General features: G+C 66.1%; 18 protein-coding genes. 11 read left to right on the forward strand and 7 right to left on the reverse strand.

Going from position 1 to position 16,634, the window contains the following annotated elements:
- Positions 1 to 134: 134 nt before the first annotated feature.
- Together OG874_RS16245 and OG874_RS16250 are read right to left on the reverse strand one after the other, a co-directional pair.
- Positions 135 to 914 (reverse strand): enoyl-CoA hydratase-related protein, encoded by a 780-nt coding sequence (locus tag OG874_RS16245; protein WP_330255968.1) that lies wholly within the window; start codon positions 912 to 914, stop codon positions 135 to 137.
- 179 nt (positions 915 to 1,093) lie between these two features.
- Positions 1,094 to 2,500 (reverse strand): selenium-binding protein SBP56-related protein, encoded by a 1,407-nt coding sequence (locus OG874_RS16250; RefSeq protein ID WP_330255969.1) that lies wholly within the window; start codon positions 2,498 to 2,500, stop codon positions 1,094 to 1,096.
- Between the two features lie 285 nt (positions 2,501 to 2,785).
- Between OG874_RS16250 and OG874_RS16255 the strand changes: the two genes are divergently transcribed.
- From OG874_RS16255 to OG874_RS16270, 5 genes are all read left to right on the forward strand, one after another.
- On the forward strand, positions 2,786 to 3,262 hold the full coding sequence (locus OG874_RS16255; protein WP_330255970.1) for a hypothetical protein: 477 nt from the start codon (positions 2,786 to 2,788) through the stop codon (positions 3,260 to 3,262).
- A 69-nt stretch (positions 3,263 to 3,331) separates the two neighbouring features.
- The gene (locus tag OG874_RS16260) at positions 3,332 to 4,150 is read left to right on the forward strand and encodes a class I SAM-dependent methyltransferase (RefSeq protein ID WP_330255971.1); all 819 of its coding nucleotides are present in this window, start codon (positions 3,332 to 3,334) and stop codon (positions 4,148 to 4,150) included.
- A 79-nt stretch (positions 4,151 to 4,229) separates the two neighbouring features.
- Entirely contained in the window at positions 4,230 to 4,523 is a 294-nt protein-coding gene (locus OG874_RS44740; RefSeq protein ID WP_442943407.1) for a carotenoid oxygenase family protein, read from the forward strand.
- 217 nt (positions 4,524 to 4,740) lie between these two features.
- Positions 4,741 to 5,685 (forward strand): SDR family NAD(P)-dependent oxidoreductase, encoded by a 945-nt coding sequence (locus OG874_RS16265; RefSeq protein WP_330255972.1) that lies wholly within the window; start codon positions 4,741 to 4,743, stop codon positions 5,683 to 5,685.
- Between the two features lie 104 nt (positions 5,686 to 5,789).
- Positions 5,790 to 6,479, forward strand: coding sequence for a nuclear transport factor 2 family protein (locus OG874_RS16270; RefSeq protein ID WP_330255973.1), 690 nt, complete (start codon positions 5,790 to 5,792; stop codon positions 6,477 to 6,479).
- Between the two features lie 69 nt (positions 6,480 to 6,548).
- Here OG874_RS16270 and OG874_RS16275 read toward each other — a convergent pair whose 3' ends face one another.
- The 5 genes from OG874_RS16275 to OG874_RS16295 form a co-directional block, all read right to left on the reverse strand.
- Complete coding sequence (locus OG874_RS16275; RefSeq protein ID WP_330255974.1) at positions 6,549 to 7,784, reverse strand: vWA domain-containing protein; 1,236 nt, start codon at positions 7,782 to 7,784, stop codon at positions 6,549 to 6,551.
- Positions 7,781 to 9,025, reverse strand: coding sequence for an AAA family ATPase (locus OG874_RS16280; RefSeq protein WP_330255975.1), 1,245 nt, complete (start codon positions 9,023 to 9,025; stop codon positions 7,781 to 7,783). The genes OG874_RS16275 and OG874_RS16280 overlap by 4 nt, the downstream gene beginning before the upstream one ends.
- A gap of 138 nt (positions 9,026 to 9,163) precedes the next feature.
- Entirely contained in the window at positions 9,164 to 10,177 is a 1,014-nt protein-coding gene (locus tag OG874_RS16285; protein WP_330255976.1) for a hypothetical protein, read from the reverse strand.
- Between the two features lie 769 nt (positions 10,178 to 10,946).
- Complete coding sequence (locus OG874_RS16290; RefSeq protein ID WP_330255977.1) at positions 10,947 to 11,384, reverse strand: cupin domain-containing protein; 438 nt, start codon at positions 11,382 to 11,384, stop codon at positions 10,947 to 10,949.
- Positions 11,385 to 11,417: 33 nt separating this feature from the next.
- Positions 11,418 to 12,251: a fumarylacetoacetate hydrolase family protein gene (locus tag OG874_RS16295; protein WP_330255978.1), complete on the reverse strand. Its 834-nt coding sequence runs from the start codon at positions 12,249 to 12,251 to the stop codon at positions 11,418 to 11,420.
- 153 nt (positions 12,252 to 12,404) lie between these two features.
- On the opposite strand from OG874_RS16295, the gene OG874_RS16300 reads away from it, so the two are divergent.
- From OG874_RS16300 to OG874_RS16325, 6 genes are all read left to right on the forward strand, one after another.
- The gene (locus OG874_RS16300; protein ID WP_330255979.1) at positions 12,405 to 12,809 is read left to right on the forward strand and encodes a RidA family protein; all 405 of its coding nucleotides are present in this window, start codon (positions 12,405 to 12,407) and stop codon (positions 12,807 to 12,809) included.
- A 141-nt stretch (positions 12,810 to 12,950) separates the two neighbouring features.
- Positions 12,951 to 13,271 (forward strand): hypothetical protein, encoded by a 321-nt coding sequence (locus OG874_RS16305; RefSeq protein WP_330255980.1) that lies wholly within the window; start codon positions 12,951 to 12,953, stop codon positions 13,269 to 13,271.
- 14 nt (positions 13,272 to 13,285) lie between these two features.
- Positions 13,286 to 13,504 carry a hypothetical protein gene (locus OG874_RS16310; protein WP_330255981.1) on the forward strand — a complete coding sequence of 73 codons (219 nt, stop codon included), beginning with the start codon at positions 13,286 to 13,288 and terminating at the stop codon, positions 13,502 to 13,504.
- Between the two features lie 48 nt (positions 13,505 to 13,552).
- Positions 13,553 to 14,173: a PaaX family transcriptional regulator gene (locus tag OG874_RS16315; RefSeq protein WP_330255982.1), complete on the forward strand. Its 621-nt coding sequence runs from the start codon at positions 13,553 to 13,555 to the stop codon at positions 14,171 to 14,173.
- Positions 14,174 to 15,034: 861 nt separating this feature from the next.
- Positions 15,035 to 15,775: an ABC transporter permease gene (locus OG874_RS16320; protein WP_330257309.1), complete on the forward strand. Its 741-nt coding sequence runs from the start codon at positions 15,035 to 15,037 to the stop codon at positions 15,773 to 15,775.
- Positions 15,772 to 16,629 carry an ABC transporter permease gene (locus tag OG874_RS16325; protein WP_330255983.1) on the forward strand — a complete coding sequence of 286 codons (858 nt, stop codon included), beginning with the start codon at positions 15,772 to 15,774 and terminating at the stop codon, positions 16,627 to 16,629. Before OG874_RS16320 ends, OG874_RS16325 begins: the two co-directional genes overlap by 4 nt.
- Positions 16,630 to 16,634: the final 5 nt, after the last annotated feature.

The following is a 16,634-nucleotide window of genomic DNA, read 5'->3' on the forward strand; positions in this document are numbered from 1 at the left end:
ATCCGGTAGCCACGCTCAGCCTGTTCAGAGTGAACGGACCCACTCGAGTCGCCAGTGCAGACGACTTCGGACCTTCACAACACGGCGCCGCAGCCAACCGGGCACCAGCACACGAAGGTGCAGCCGTCGCGGCGCTAATCCCGCCAGACGGGTGGGCGCTTCTCCAGGAAGGCCGCCATTCCTTCCCGAGCGCCGGGCAGTTGAGCGGCGCCGGCCATGACTTCCAGGGCGATGGTGTAGGCGTCGGCTTCGGGGCGGTCGAGTTGCGCGTAGAGGGTGCGTTTGCCGAGGGCCTTGCTGGCCCGGCTGCCCCGAGTGGCGCGGGCGAGCAACTCGTCCACGGCGGTATCCAACTCGGCGTCGGGCACCGCTCGGTTGATCAGGCCCCACTGTTCCGCGGTGCGGGCATCGATCGGGTCGCCGGTCAGGGCCAGTTCCATCAGGCGTTTGCGGCCGACGGCGCGGGCCACCGGCACCGCCGGGGTATGGCAGAACCAGCCGCCCTTACCACCCGGGAGCGCGAAGCCGGCCGACTCGGCGGCGACGGCCAGATCGCACGAGGCCACCAGCTGGCAGCCGGCGGCCGTCGCCAGACCCTGCACCCGCGCGATCACCACCTGCGGCACCGACTCGATGGTCGACATGAGCTCGGTGCACAGCGTGAGCAGCTCCCGCATGCCGAGCAGGTCACGAGCGGCGACGTCGGCGAAATCGTGTCCCGCGGAGAACACCGGCCCGCCCGCCCCGAGCACGATCCCCGTGGCGCCGGTCTCGCCGGCGGCCCGGAACGCGACGAGCAACTCGGCCAGATGTTCGCTCGACAGCGCATTGCGCCGCTCCGGCCGATTCATGGTGATGCGCACGGTGTCGCCCTCCCGGGCGACCAGCAAATGCCGATACTCCAAGGTGGTCATACCTCCACGGTAGATCTCCGCGCGCCGCGGGGTGCCGCCGATCAGCGCGATTCCGCTGTGGCAGCGACGCAACACCGATCACAGCCGATTCCCGCTCGTCGCCCCGGGCCGGCCGGGAGGCGTACGGCCGCTATCAGGCGTGGTTCGTGGCGGTGCTTGCACGGTTCGAGGGTGGCTGACTACCGGTAGCAGTAGGAGTCGGAGGAGGCGTCGCCGCCCTGGAGGCGCACCTGGTGCACCCGCAGACCTCGAAAGTCCTCGTCGTGCGGGAAGAACGACTCGTCGATGGTCATTCCGCCGTCGGGATCGGTGTGCATCACGGCCATCCAGGCGCCAACCCCGTCCGGGTAGAACTGGTCGTCCCACGCGCCATAGAGCGAGTTGGTGACGTAGACCCGACGACCGTTACGGCTGATCTCGACCATCTGGGGCCCGCCGGCAAGCGGCTGTTTCGGCGCGGCCGGGTGGGCGGTGCGGCCCACGATCCCGCCGAGCCGGACCGAACCGGTCTGTTTCGGGTTAGCCGGATCGCGCACGTCGAACTGCTCGAGCTCCCCGGTACCCCAGCACGAGACGTAGAGGTATGCGTCGTCGACCGACAGGTCGATATCGCTGACCAGCGGCGGCACCGCGCCGAACGGTTTCAGTGCCGGCGGCAGCAGGTCGGGATCAGCCGGCTCGGCCGGGATGGTGATCACCTTGTCGACCGCCCACACTCCACCATCGCGGTGCCAACGCCACACGGAGGCCGACAAATCCTCGGTCGAGATCACCACGCCGACGAACCCCCAGGTGGCGTCCGGATCGTGCGAAGGGCGCAGCTCGAGTGGCATCTGGTACTGCTCCCCGAGATCGATCCGCTGCTGGTGCCGACCGGCGGTGAGGTCCCAGAAGTGGATCGCGTGGCCGTACTTGTTGGCCAGCAGCAGCTCCGGCTTCAGCCCGTCCTCGATCATGGACGGGGTGCCCCACTCGCTGCTGATCAGCGTGTTCTGGTTGAGATGCCACCAGGCGTCGTACGCGAGGTATTGCGGCCCACGGTCGGTCTCCCATTGCCGCAGCACATCGAACGTGCCGTGATCGAGCAGCGCGATCCCGCCCGGCCCGTCCGATCCGTCTGCCCCGCCGAGGCAGGTCATGAACACACCGTCCGGCCCGCAGTGCAGCGTGTGCGGACGGGAGTAGCCGGCCCTGGCCGCGAGCTCGGAGCTGTCCACGACCTTGGACAGGGCGGGCTGGCGTGGGTCGGGCTGGGTGTCGAACACGTACAAGCGCGACGAGCGCAGACCCGGCACGATCAGGTACCGCCGAGCCAGCCCCTCAATGTGGTGGCCCTCGTGCTTCAGTGCGCTGCTGCAGGCGTTCCAGCCGAAATGGTGCAGCTCATTGCCCAGGTGGGGTACCTCGGTCCAGCCCACCACCCGGCCGTAGGTGTCTGAACCCGGATCCACATCGATTACTGACAGCGCATCCGGCTTCTGTGCCGCGCGGTCGAACGCAACGACGTATGCGAGCCGCTCCGGTGGCGCGGCAGCCGCCTCCGCTGCGCTCCGATAGAAGGTCGGGTCCATGTCCGAGTGATTCATTTCCAGCCTCCTTCATGTCGATGGGCGGAGACCCACACACTTCGCCCGATCCGGCAGGTTCCGAGGTGGGCACTACCCGTGTGGTCACGTGCCGTAATGGCGTGGGCGGGCACTAACCAGTCTCGGCCTGTCGACGTAGATCCACCAGCCACCGCTTGGCGCGGTGGCAGAGTGCGCGGTAGGGCGCAGTCGTTTTCCGGGAAGACTGGAAGGGCGAGTAGGTGACGGGAGTCGAACAGCAAGAGAAGAACGACAAACCGAATTCTTCGCGGAGATGCGCGCCAATTGGTGGAACAGGCAAACGATTCAGACCTGCCCTGGAACGACTCGACCGAGAAACAACAGGGCCAGAGCATCCGCGGCGTCCTCGAACGGCTCCAAATACTCGACGACCACGACCCATTCATCAAGGGCGCAGGCGAATTCCGATTCAAGGCAAGAGTCCACACACGCATCAACGGAGACGTTCACTCCGAGACTCGATTGCCCGAGAACGGGCGCTACCACGTATCAGACAAGCCGGGCCGCAACACGGTGCACATCAACCTACTGCTGTTCGAGGGCTTCGTGGAGAATGACATCGCCATGGAGATCACCGGTATCGAGATGGACACATTCGATCCCGACAACAAGCTGCGACCGTGCCGCCGCGTTTTCACCGGCTTGCTGGCAGAATGGTTGGGTTCGATCGGACCGGGTGCTGACCCTATCGAGCCCGAGGACCTCGGCGACTGGCGATTGCGGTACCTGCACAACATTTGACTTCGCGACTCGTCGTAAATCGATCAGGTTCGGCAGCGTCCGCCGGCCCGACTACAGAGGGAGCATCAGATGACCGAATCCGGCCCTGCTGATCTCAAGACGCGGCATCGCGCAATGTGGGCACTGGGCGACTACCCGACCGTCGCCACCGAAGTCATCCCTGGGCTGGGTCGGCGTCTCGTCGAGGTCTGCCGTATCGGCCCGGGTCAGCGCGTGCTGGACATTGCGGCCGGATCCGGGAATGCAGCGATCCCGGCCGCGGAGACCGGTGCGGACGTCGTTGCGAGCGACCTCACGCCGGAGCTGTTCGACGCGGGCCGGCGTCTCGCCGCCGCCCGGGGCGTCGACCTGCAGTGGCAGGAAGCCGACGCCGAGGCATTGCCCTATGCCGATGCCGAATTCGACGCCGTGATCTCATGCGTGGGCGTCATGTTCGCGCCGTTCCACCGGGCGGCCGCGGACGAACTGGTGCGCGTCACCAAGCCGGGTGGCACGATCGGGCTGATCAACTGGACACCCACCGGATTCATCGGGCAGATGTTCGCCACGATGAAACCGTTCGCTGCGCCGCCCCCGCCCGGTGCGCTGCCGCCACCGATGTGGGGCGACGAGACGCATGTCCGGTCGCTCTTGGGCGACCGCGTCACCGACCTGGAGCTGCGGCGCGAAAACGCGGTCATCGATCGTTTCGCCGACGGCGCCGAGTTCCGCGACTTCTTCAAGGCCTACTACGGACCGACGGTCGCCGTGTACAAGGCCATTGCCGCAGAACCCGACCGGATCGCGCGGTTGGACCGGGAACTCGCGGATCTCGCCTCCCAACACGACCTGGGCAACGGGCGGATGGAGTGGGAGTACCTCTTGGTCACCGCACGCCGATCGGCCTGACCTGGTCATATGGCGTTGGCCGGACCACCGCTTCGACCTGCGGACGGGAACGACGACGAACAGGCTCGATGAGACGAACATCGAGTTCCCCAGTGTCGACTCCCGTATGATGGGACGGCCGCACCGCTACTCCTACAACATGAGCTTGGGCAACGAACCCACCCTGCTGTTCGACGGACTGGTGCGGTTCGACTCGGCAACAGGAGCCAAGCAGGAACACAAGTTCGGTCCAGGCCGCTGGGGCGCCGAGGCCCCGTTCGCGCCACGCGACGGATCGACGAGCGAAACCGATGGTCGCCTCAGGCCCGCTGGCACGAGTATTGCTGCCACAGCGCGTTCCGTCCGGCTTCCACGCCTGCCGGGTACGCGATGACCAGCTCGCGCAGGGGCACACGCGCTGAGGGCCGCACCCACCCCAAGTGCAACCCAGTCGGTGGCGCAGGTCGAGCACATCCCCATTGCATTCGATGTCCGCGGCCACACCGGGGAAGTACATGGAATGTTCCTGCGCACATCGACGGCGGCCCCGGTGAGCATGACGATTAGACCGTATGGCGACAGTGTTCTGGACCACACAGAAGGAGTTCACGATGCCCACTACCGCATATGGCGCCACGACCACAGCGGCCGAGATCGTCGCCGACGTCGATCTGCACGGCCGCCGTGCCATCGTCACCGGCGCGAGTTCGGGGATCGGCACCGAAACCGCCCGTGTGCTGGCCTCGGCCGGCGCCGAAGTAACCCTGGCGGTGCGAAAGATCGAGGCCGGTAGGAAAGTCGCAGACGAGATCGCCGAGAAGCTGCCTGCCGGGACGGGTGCGGTGCACGTGGCACGGCTGGATCTGGCCGATCCGAGGTCGGTGGCCGATTTCGAGCATGCCTGGGCCGGACCGCTGCACATCCTGGTCAACAACGCCGGCGTGATGGCCCTGCCGCAGCTCACCCGCACCCCGGCCGGGTATGAAATGCAATTCGCTACCAATCATCTCGGTCATTTCGCATTGACTACCGGCCTACACCGGTGGCTGGCCGACGCCGACGGTGCCCGAGTGGTGAGTGTCGCCTCGATCGGACACCTCTTCTCCCCAGTAGTCTTCGACGACCTGCATTACCGGTTCCGTCCCTATGACAGGTGGACGTCCTACGGTCAGTCCAAGTCAGCCAACGTTTTGTTCGCCGTCGGCGCCGCACAGCGCTGGGCCGACGACGGCATCACCGTCAATGCGCTCATGCCCGGCAACGTCGCCAGCACCGAACTCGCGCGGCACATGAGCCCCGGCGATCTCGAGGCCTTCGGAGAACAAACCGAACTGGGGCTGCCGCCGGTGAAGACCATCGAGCAAGGTGCCGCCACCTCGGTGTTGCTCGCCGCCAGCCCCGACGTGCAGGGCGTCACCGGTTGCTACTACGAGGACTGCGCTCCGGCCCCCCGGGTCAGTGAACGTGCTGGCCACACCGGTGGGGTCGCGCCCTACGCGCTCGACCCGGACAACGCAGAGCGCCTTTGGCAGATCTCCGAGGAACTCACCCGATGACTCGAGGTTGATTTGAGATCGCCATGCTAATGGCGGTATCCCGCCCGTCGAACGGTTCGTGCCAAAAGGCAGTCAACTGGGTGCTGTGCGCAGGCGTTGCGATCGTGTTGTGCACCACGATGGTGATCGCCGCCAGCGAGCACGTCGCACACCGCGAACACACGTTTCACCGCCGCGTCACACGCACCTGGGCCGTCCTGACCATTGCCTGCGCTGCCCTCGGCGTGGCTCGGCCGGCACCTCTGGTCCTCGGCTTGATACTGGTCGCGATCCTCGGCGTCCCGTGGGGCCTCGCAGTAGCCCATCGAATCCAGGAAGGAATGCCCATGCGTATGCACAAGGTGGTATCACCGGCAGAAGCCGCCGACCGCTTGGCTATCCGCGAACTGTTCGACGCCTACGCCCATTGCGCCGACCACCGCGACGCCACAGGACAGCTGTCGCTGTTCACCACGGACGCACGGTTGATCGTCTACATGGACGCCCGATCCGACCAGCCGACCCAGGACCTCCGTGGCCATGAGCAAATCATGCCGGTCTTCGAAAATCTCCGGAGCTACCGGACCACAACGCATTTCAACGGTCAAAGCACCATCCACCTCGACGGCGACCGGGCCACCGGCGAGTCCTACTGCCTGGCCCACCACCTGTACGACGTCGACGGCCAGCGCACCCTGATGGTGGCCTCCCTCCGCTACCTCGACCAGTTCGCCAAACAGGCTAACGGCTCATGGATGTTCGCCGAACGCAGGCTGATGGTCGACTGGACCGAAACGCGCCCGTCCAACCCCTGAATCGGTGGACCCCCACCTCTCACCCCGGTGGCTGTTTCGAAACGCCCGGGACGCGCCGAAGAGCGCGAGCTAGCCGATTTCGACGACTCGCGCCCACGCCGGTGGTCTGTCCGGAACGTAATCGGAATCGCCTTCGCGCCACGAAGGGGCCCGGCGGAACAAGCCCACGACAGTGCGGCACCACGGCTTGGTCTCGGGCCAGGGCGTCTGACCGTCGGTGAGGACCACGACGACGTCCGGGCGGGGTTGGGCGCGAAGGGCGGTGGCGAAGCCTGTGCGTAGGTCGGTTCCGCCACCGCCCACCAGCGGTATGCCCTCGGCCGCGCACAGCGGGTGCGCGATCCGGGCGGCCGCGTCGCAGATCAACACGGTGAGCAGGTCGCGGCGGCCGCTTGCCGCGCGGCTGATGGCAGTCACTTCGAGCAGGGCGCTGCCGAGTTCGGCGTCGCTGACCGAACCGGAGGTATCGATGATCACGCTGACGCGGGGCGGCGTGCGCCGCAGGCTAGGCAGGATGACGCCGGGCACACCGGCCGCGCGTCGCGCGGGCCGGCCATAGGTGTAGTCCTCGCCGACCCCGGGCGCGGAGACGGCCGCGCGAAGTGCCGCGCCGAGCAGGTCGCGCCACGGCTGCGGTGGATGGAATGCTTCCTGCGCCCAGCGCCGCCATCCTTCGGGCACGTTGCCCGGGCGGCCGATGATCCCCTGCGCCACCCGGAAGCGCACGCCGTCGCGTTGCTGTTCGCTGAGTCCGTCCGCGCCGAGCGGCCCCAGCTCCCATTCGCGTTCCAGGCCGTCGGCGCCGCTGCCGCAATCGAGCCACGCCATGCCCGGGGTGTAGGTCCCGAACCGGAACTCCCGCAGGTACTCCTCCATGAGTTTGCCTGCGGGCAAGTCGATGTCGGCGGGCAGGATCGCGCCCTCCGGGCGGACCAGTCCGTCGCCGAAGATGTCGTCGTTGATCTCGAAGTCCGCGGCGATATTCATGCGCAGCCGTTCCCCAGGGCCGCTCAGTTCGTGCTCGCGGGCGAAGCGCTCTCCGCGGCCGTGATGGTCGCGCAGCAGGTGCGAGACCTCGTGCACCAAGACCCCGGCCAATTCCTCGACGGGCATGCTGTCCACGAACGCGGGCGAAACGTAGCAGCGCCAGTACCGGTCCACACTCATCGTCGGGACGCGGCGCGATTCGACGATGTGCAGAGCGAAAAGGGCGGTCGCCAGGTAAGGCCGGACTCGGACGGCGTACAGCCGGGCGGCGAAGAGCTTTTCCAGATCCAGTTTCTGATCCGCTGCGGGCACAGTCATCGGCGCGCCTGCACGAGATCGGCGGCGCGATCCGCGCGCTGCGACACCGACACCACGCCCGCCAGCTTCTCGATCGACGCCGGCACCTCCCAATTCTCCTGGCGCAGTGTGGCGAGCGTGGTCGCGGGGACGACCACCAGATCCGGCGCCCCGGTTTCGATCGCCCTGACCAGCAGCACCCACGCCGCATCCCAGCGGGATCGCTCCGGGCGCTTACGCACCGCCGCGACCACACCGTCGAGCGCGGCCTGGCGCAGATCCCCGCGCTCGGGCAGCTCAGCGCCCGCCGGATCGCCCAGCAGCGTCTCGGGGTCCGGGAGGTCCATCCGGTCCAGGCTGGTCAGCAGCTCGAAACCCGGGCCATCCCCGACCGCGCCCCGGACCAGCAGCGACAGCACATCCCTGGACGACCCCGCGGCGGTGGCGAATGCGATCAACCGCAGCGTCATCTCCCAACTGCGAGGCGAAGCCCAGGCGCCACCCCGGCGCGCTTCACTGCTCGGCATCTGATGCACGAGCTTCGGGCGCGCCGCGAGCAGCACACACACCGCGCGACGCGCGAACGCCACTGCCTCCGTGAGCTTTTCCGGGTCGAGCCGCGGCAGTGTCGCGTGCGGCCAGGTACCGCCGAGACCCCGCACGACCACATCGTGATCGTGCACCCATTGCAGGTGCACGAACCGATTGGCCAGCGGCGGGCTCAGCTCCCAGCCATCGGCCGCCGACGAGCGCGGATTGGCTGCCGCCACGATCCGGACGCCGGGCGGCAGCTTCAGTGAACCGATCCGCCGCTCCAGCACGAGCCGCAGCAGGGCAGCCTGCACGGCGGGCGGCGCGGTGGACAGCTCGTCGAGGAACAGCAGCCCCCGGCCCGCCCGGACCAATCGCACCGCCCAGTCCGGTGGAGCCATCGGAACACCGTGCTCCGCCGGGTCGTCGCCGACGATGGGCAGACCCGAAAAGTCCGACGGCTCATGCACGCTCGCGATCACCGTGGTCAGCGGAAGATCCAGGGATTGGGCGAGTTGCGTCAGGGCCGCGGTCTTACCGATTCCCGGCTCACCCCACAACAGCACCGGCAGGTCGGCGGCCACCGCCAGGGTGAGGGCCTCCAGTTGGGTGTTGGGCCACGGTTCAGTGGTGGCCTCGCCGAGCAGGGTCAGCAGATCGGCGGCGATGTCGAGCTGGGAAGCGTGATCCGCAGCGGTGTGAGCCGCGGGGGCAATGAGTGCAGCAGACATATGAATCACCTTGTGTTGTAGGAGGATTAACGGACTACGACGCGGGAAGTCGTCGTGCGGATGCGAACTGTTGGGCGGTCGTGCGCAGCAGTCGCAAGCGCAGGAAGAAGTCCCGCCGGAGACACTGCTCCGGCAGGGTCAGGACCTCGTCGCGTTGCGCGGGTGCGCGCGGCGATCTCGTGAACGGCGAACGCCGCAGGAGCCGGGGGCGAGTTGCGGTTTGGACAGGCCGGATCGGTAGAGCCCATACGTGATTCGCTGTTGCGCGGTGGCTTCCAGTTCATCCCGGAGAGCGCCGACACGCAAGATCGCTTCGGGACCGAGCAGGTTTTCGACGATGGCGAGTGCGCCGGCGGTGTCGCCGTGGGCGAGACGTTCGCGAACGCCTGTGAGACAGTCCGGTTGGCGATGTGCCTGATCGATGGCCTGCAGGCAGGGCAGCGGGGTGCCGGTCAAGGCGGCCAGGAGTTCCTCGCGCCGGATCTCGGCCGGGTCGTGGTCCAGCGCGGACAGCACACCGTCGACCAAACCGATTCGGTGTTGCTCGCCGTTGCATTCCACCAGGTGTGTTCGCTCCGGCCGGGGTGGCCCCGAGGCGGACTCGCTCGGCGAATAGTCCGGCACCAGCGCCGCGGCGACCATCGGATGCAGTCGATCAGGCGAGATCATGCCGGTGCGAAGCAGTTCCAGGTCGGGTGATACCCAGGTCGCGGCGTCGGGCAGCACCGGAAGCGCGGAGACGGCTCCAGCCGGATATGCCGCCGCCATCCGCAAGCCGGCGGGCCCCAATTCGGCAATCACCCGTCGCCGAGCCCCCAACCGCACCAGGAACGTATCGCCTTGTCGCCCTTCGGAATCGAGCAGGATTCGCCCCTCGGCACCCCAGCGATCGACGGCGTAGCCGCGATCTCGCGGCGCGATGTCCAGCAGGGCCGGGTCCAGCGCCGTCCGGTCGGCGCCGGGTTCGGCTCCACACCGCACGCGCAGCTCATCGGCCCTGCGCGCATCCCAGAGGTGACGGTGCAGATCCATCCGGAAACGGCGGTCCGGCCGGGGATGTGGATGCAAGCCCACCGCGGTCCCGGCCCCATCCCACAGCGCGATGCCGACCCGCTGCCCGGCATCCGCCCAAGCCGGCGCGGTACGAACCATCAAATGTACGAAACCAGCTGCACCCCAAGGGTAACGAGCAAGCGTGATCGTCAGCCCCGGCCGGAGCAAACCATCGGGAGCAACCCTCGGCAGGTGCCAGCGCAGCAGATCCGGGGCTAAATTCCGGAGATCGGATCGGACGTCGGCCGCCAACTCCCCGCCGTAAGTCCTTGCCACGGAACATAAATCGATATCGACATCGAAACCCGCTGCGGCACAAGAACCCGCCCAATCCCCGGCGCGACGCCGAGCGGTAGCGGTTTCGATCATGGAGGGCGGCACGGCGAAATCACGCACGCGCGGCCAGAAGGAAAGGCGGGAATCGTCCCCATTCGTCTTCACAGTGAGCATCAGCACTCACCTTGGACGGACGGGACCCCCAATCTGCGATCAGAAGAAGCCATCATCGCGTCGAGCATAGACCGCATCGCCGGAACTCACCAAACACGGGCCGGGAACCAAGCTTCGCTGAACACGGCTTCGCCGCCGTGTCCGCCGATGAGATAGTGGCCGCCGTGGGCCTGACCCGCGGGGGAAGTTCCTTGTCGCGACGGCCGCCGTCAGGCCGGCTCGGCAATGAGGTGGAGGTATGCGGTGTCGAGGGGGAACAGCTGGCGCGCGGCCCGCTCCAACATCAATCGAGTACTGAGAGAACGCTTTTCGTGGTTTCCTCGGGACACGCTCCTGCTGCATTACCGCCAGCCATCAGCGGCTACCACGAACGTCGATGAACCGGCAACAACCCCAACCACCCGCGTGCGGGTCCTGATCATGCGCGCGAATAGCCTTCGAGTGTCGAGTCATCGACCTCGGGCAGGTTGACGACGATGTTGTCCGGAGTACGGCACGTCAGCCACACCAGTTCTTCGGTGGTGCTCATGTTCACCTCGATGTGTGGCATGAAGGGTGGGACGAAGACGAAGTCGCCCGCTTGCATGTCCAAGTAGCGCTGGTAGTTCTCGCCGAAGTAGATCCGCGCCACACCAGTCAGGACGTAACCGCCGGTCTCGGCCTCGCCGTGGTGGTGAGGCAGCGAGCGGTATCCGGGTTCGTTGGTGACTTTGCCGTACCAGATCCTCGTGGCCGGAGTGTGTTGCGGACTGACGCCGGATACACGCACCGCGCCGCCGGACTGCGCGGTGTCGGTGTACTCGTGTCCGCCCCGCGTGAGGATCGGTACTGCAGTGGTGTCGAGTTCGGTGGCCATGGCCTGTCCTTTCTTTCCCGCGGTGCGGGTGAGCTAATGCGTCGACGGAACGGTGATGCGATTACGCAGCACCCCAATCCCTTCGATCTCGGTCTCCACCACGTCTCCGCCACGCAGGTACCGGGGTGGTTTATGTGCGCTGCCGACTCCGCCGGGCGTACCGGTCAACACGACATCTCCGGGTCGCAGTGTGGTGAAGGCGGAGATGTAGGACAGCAGTTCGGGTGCGTCGAAGACGAGGTCATCGGTGGAGCCGACCTGCTCCTCGACGCCGTTGACTCGACAAGTGATGCGCAGTCCGTCAGCCGGGTCGATTTCCTCGGAAGTCACCAACTCGGGCCCGAGGGGGGTGGTGGCATCGAATGCTTTGCCCTGCAACCACTGCGGTGTCCGGCGTTGCCACGTCCGCACAGAGAAGTCGTTGGCGACGGTGTAACCGGCGATCCCAGCGCGGGCGGTGTCGCGATCGGCGCCGCGCAGTTCGGCGCCGACCACGACAGCGAGTTCGGCTTCCCAGTCGAGCATCACCGACTCGGCGGGACCGGGAAGTGCGATGTCGGAATCCCAGGCGGTCAACGTGTCGGCAAATTTCGCGAACAGGGCCGGGAACTGTGGAGTCGGATGACCCATCTCCTCGATGTGCGCCCGGTAGTTGTGGCCGCAACACACGATCTTGGCCGGAGCGACAACCACTGGCGCCACACGCTGAGGAATCCGCCCGGCCACCCATACCCCCGACGTCGTACGCCAGTCCGGCCGCATGAGCAGCGTTGCGACGTCAAATGCGGCACTGGTATACCACTCGCCATCAATCCGCATCTGGGCTCGACTGTCGCCGTAATCGGTGAAGACTGTTCGCAAACGCATATATGCCTGCACTCCGCATTCCCCCGGCTCGAACCGGGTGGGACGAACACTCAGCCATGATATGTGGTGTTCGATTGACGGTAGAAACATTAGCATCATATGTTGGCGTGAACCACAGGTCCGATCCGGACCAATTCACCCAAAGAGGCACCCATGACCATCGAACGCATCAACCCGCCCGCCTTGCCGAAACCCTCCGGTTTCGCGCACGCGACCCGCTATCACGACATCGTCCATCTGGCCGGGCAGACCGCCCTGGATGCTGAAGGAGAGATCGTCGAGGGCGGAATCCTCGCCCAGTTCCGCCAAGCACTGTCCAATCTGCTCATCGCCCTCGAAGCCGCCGGTGGAGCGCCATCCGATCTGCTCAGCGTCACGATCTACCTACTCGACATCCCCGACTATCAGGCCAACGGCAAGGAAATCGGCCGAATCTGGCGCGAACTGGCAGGCACCGACTACCCCGCCATGGCAGGCATCGGCGTGGTGGCGCTGTGGCAACCGGACGCCCTGGTCGAGATCCAGGCGGTGGCCGCTGTCACCACGCAGGCCGACTGACCACACCACCGCCCACGCCGCAGCAACGCGCAGGCTTCGAGTGTTAATTATTATGACCGAACAGCAACGGTCGTCAGATTTACACGATACTTTTGAGGTGCAGGCTTCACGGCCATCTCCACCACCCGAAAGGGCAGACCGATGCTCACTCCCTCAGCGCATACGGACACCTTCTGTCGGGACAACCTCCCCCCGCAGGCACAGTGGCCCGAGTTCGCGTCCGAGCTGCCCGCGCTGCAGTACCCGGCTCGACTGAACATCGCTACCGCACTGTGGTTCCACCGCCCGTTCACGTTCGACGACTGGCTGCTCTACGTCCAAGACGCCGTCGCCGACGACGCCGGACGCGGCGTCGGGACGGGACGTTTCTTCACCCGCGAGGGGCCTCCACATCGCTACCGTTCTGCAGGAAGGCATGATTCGCCCGCCCTGAGCGCCCTACGGCACGGGCACCAGACCTGACGTATGGTGCAATCATGACGGCAGAGTCTCAAACGAACACTAGTAACTCTGGCGGCCGAGACGCTCGCCTCGCACACCTCATCATCACCATCTTCGGTCTGTGCGCCCGCGCAGAGGGCAACTGGCTCTCCACAGCAGCCGTGGTGGCTCTGATGGCCGACCTCGGCACCGAGTCCCAGGCCGTGCGGGGGTCCATCTCACGGCTCAAGCGCCGCGGCGTGCTCATCAGCTAACGCAATGACACCGCCGCCGGCTACTCGCTCGCCGACGCCACACTCGAGGTGCTCGCCGAAGGTGATGTCCGAATCTTCGAACGCACACGCGCCCGCGATGACAACGAATGGGTCGTGGTGGTTTTTTCCGTACCCGAGTCCGAACGCGACAAACGCCACGCGCTGCGCGCAAGCTTGACCCGCTTGGGCTATGGCACCGCCGCACCCGCAGTGTGGATCGCTCCTGGGCTGCTGGCACGCGAGACACGCCAGACTCTCGAGCGACGCGGACTGGCCGACTATGTCGACATCTTCACCGGGCAGCACTTCGCCTTCGGCGACCTTCGGGCCAAAGTACCCAGCTGGTGGGACCTCGATGAACTCGCCCAGCTCTATGCCGACTTCCTGGCGCGCTACCGCCCCGTGCTCTATCACACGACCAAGCAACGACCGACACCCCAGGAAGCATTCGCCATCTACGCACCAATGCTCACAGAATGGCGGCGACTGCCCTACCGCGACCCCGGTCTACCCCTGTCGCTGCTGCCTCACGCATGGAAAGGCGAGGCCGCCGGCACCCTGTTCGACGAACTCAACGACGCTCTCGCCCCACTCGCACAAAAGCACGCCCTCGCGGTGATTCACGGTCAACCCCAGCGCCGCCCACGACGCACCGCCGACCCCAGCTGACCGGGACCTCCAACAGCGGCGCCGCCGACTTAACCAGACTTTTATATCGTAACTGTATTCCTGGTCACAATTACGCTATTGTCTGGGCATGGCAGAACGACACGTCAAAACCAGCGCAGCGACCTTGTCCGTTCACTCGGACAACGGACTCATTCACGCACGCGGCATGCGGTACGGAACCGCCGAGCGGTTTGCCGTCGCCCAACCTCCCGATCCCGAAGAGCTACATCAACGCGACCGATGACCCAGCGCTCCCTCCCGGAGAATGGGGCTGGCACCCCCGCATATCGAGCAGACTCGGCATCTACCGACTGGCCCAGCTGCCGGGCAGTCATGAAGTGATGTTCACCAACCCGGAACTGCTGGCAGCGAAGATCGAGGCGGCCGTGACTGATGGCCGACCAGATCCGCATGACCGCGGCGAAACGTACCACTCAGACCGTGCGTGCCGCTGCGACATTCCGCTGTGACGGCGTTTGCCGAATCTGGTTACACCACAACAAGATCACGAAACTGCCTGCTGCCCAATCAGAATCAGATCCGCAACGGCGACGATCGCGATCGGTGTGCTCCGCCGGGATGTTCGTACAACGTGATCCCACTCATGATTGGCGGCGCCGACGAACGTCACCCGCGCCGTGCGGGGATCCGCGGGCTACGTGGATAAGCGGGCCCGCGGCGAGACCAAGGAAGTAGATGTACGACTTCGACAGCGATGTCCACGAGGCGCGTTCGGCCGGATCCGTCGGCAGCGTGCCCGGTACTGCGGCGCAGGCTCCTGCGGATCGCCTCGGATTACGAACGTTGCGTGACACGCTGGCTGGGACCGCGGTCGCCAATGTCGGCACGCTCGGGCGAACGATGCGCTCAGCGGTGGAGGCGACAGCGATCGCGAGCGTCGACCTGATACGCGGTCGATTTCAGTGGCGCGAAACCCTCGCGCAGGCATGGTTTCTCATCAAGGTGACCGCGATTCCCGGTGTGCTGATGGCGATTCCGTTCGGCGTGATCGTGTCCGTTCAGGTCGGCAACATGGTCGATCAGCTCGGCGCGGATTCGCTGATCGGCGCTGCCGGTGGGCTGGGTGTGATCAAGCAGGGCGCGCCGCTGGCCACCGGCCTGCTGCTCGCGGGTGCCGGCGCGGCCGCCGTCGCCGCCGATTTGGGTGCGCGGACGATACGCGAGGAAGTCGATGCGATGCGCGTCATGGGGATTGATCCGAGGCAGCGGTTGGTCGCCCCGCGTATCGCCGCCATTCTGCTGGTGGCGCCGTTGCTCAATGTGCTGATCATCGTCATGGGTGTGGTCGCCGGGTACCTCGTCGCCATCGCGGCGCTGGGGGTGACGCCGGGCAGTTATTGGGAATCGTTCGGCGCGTTCACCGGTGGCGTGGACGTCTGGGTCTCGCTGGGCAAGTCGATGATCTTCGGCTATCTGGTCGTGAGCATCGCATGTCAGCGAGGACTCGAGGCCAAAGGCGGTCCCCGCGGCGTCGCGGACGGGGTGAATGCGTCGGTGATCCTGTCGGTGGTGACGATTGCGGTGGTCAACGCCGTGATTACTCAGGTCGCGGCCATGTTCCTGCCGACGGAGCTGGCATGACGACATCCAGCTACACGGTGAAAGGCCTGCGTTGGACGCGCACCGCGCGGCGGCGGGTGTGGGCTCCGATCGACGGGCTCGGGTTCGTGCTCGGGTTCCTCTGGCAGGTGCTGGCATCGATTCCCTTCGTGCTGAAGCACTACCGGGCGCAGACCATGACGCTGATCACGGATATGACGTGGGGCCGTGGCGCAGTGATCGTCGGCGGTGGCACGGCCGCGGTGATGGGGGTCATGGGCGTGGCTGTCGGTGTGACGACCGGTATCGAGTCCTACAGCGCGCTGGATCTGGTCTCGCTCGGCCAACTCACTGGTGTGGTCTCGGCCTTCGCGAATACCCGCGAGATCGCGCCGATCGCCGCCGGTATCGGGTTCGCCGCACAGGCGGGCTGTCGAATGACCGCCGAGATCGGGTCGATGCGCATCGCGGAGGAGATCGATGCGATCGAATCTTTGGGCGTTCGATCGGTGCCTTTTGTGGTGACGACCCGCGTTATCGCGGGGCTGGTCGCGATAGTGCCGACCTTTCTGATCGCGCTCATTCTGAGCTATGTGGCCAGTGCGGCGATCGTCGTACGGCTGCACGGCGAGGCGAGTGGTGTGTACGACCACTACTTCGACATGTTCGTGGTGGGCTGGGATATCGCGGCCGCGGTGATCAAGGTGATGGTGTTCGCGGTGGCCGTCATCGTCATTCACTGCTATCAGGGCTTTTTCGCGACCGGCGGACCTGAGGGGGTCGGTATTGCGTCGGGGCGGGCCATCCGGGCCAGTCTGGTGGCGATCATCGCACTGAACATGGTCATGACGATGCTGCTGTGGGGATTCACCGCACCCGTCCGGTTCGCGGGGTGATCGGC

This window comes from Nocardia sp. NBC_00565 (genome assembly GCF_036345915.1).
In the GTDB taxonomy this organism is placed as follows: domain Bacteria; phylum Actinomycetota; class Actinomycetes; order Mycobacteriales; family Mycobacteriaceae; genus Nocardia.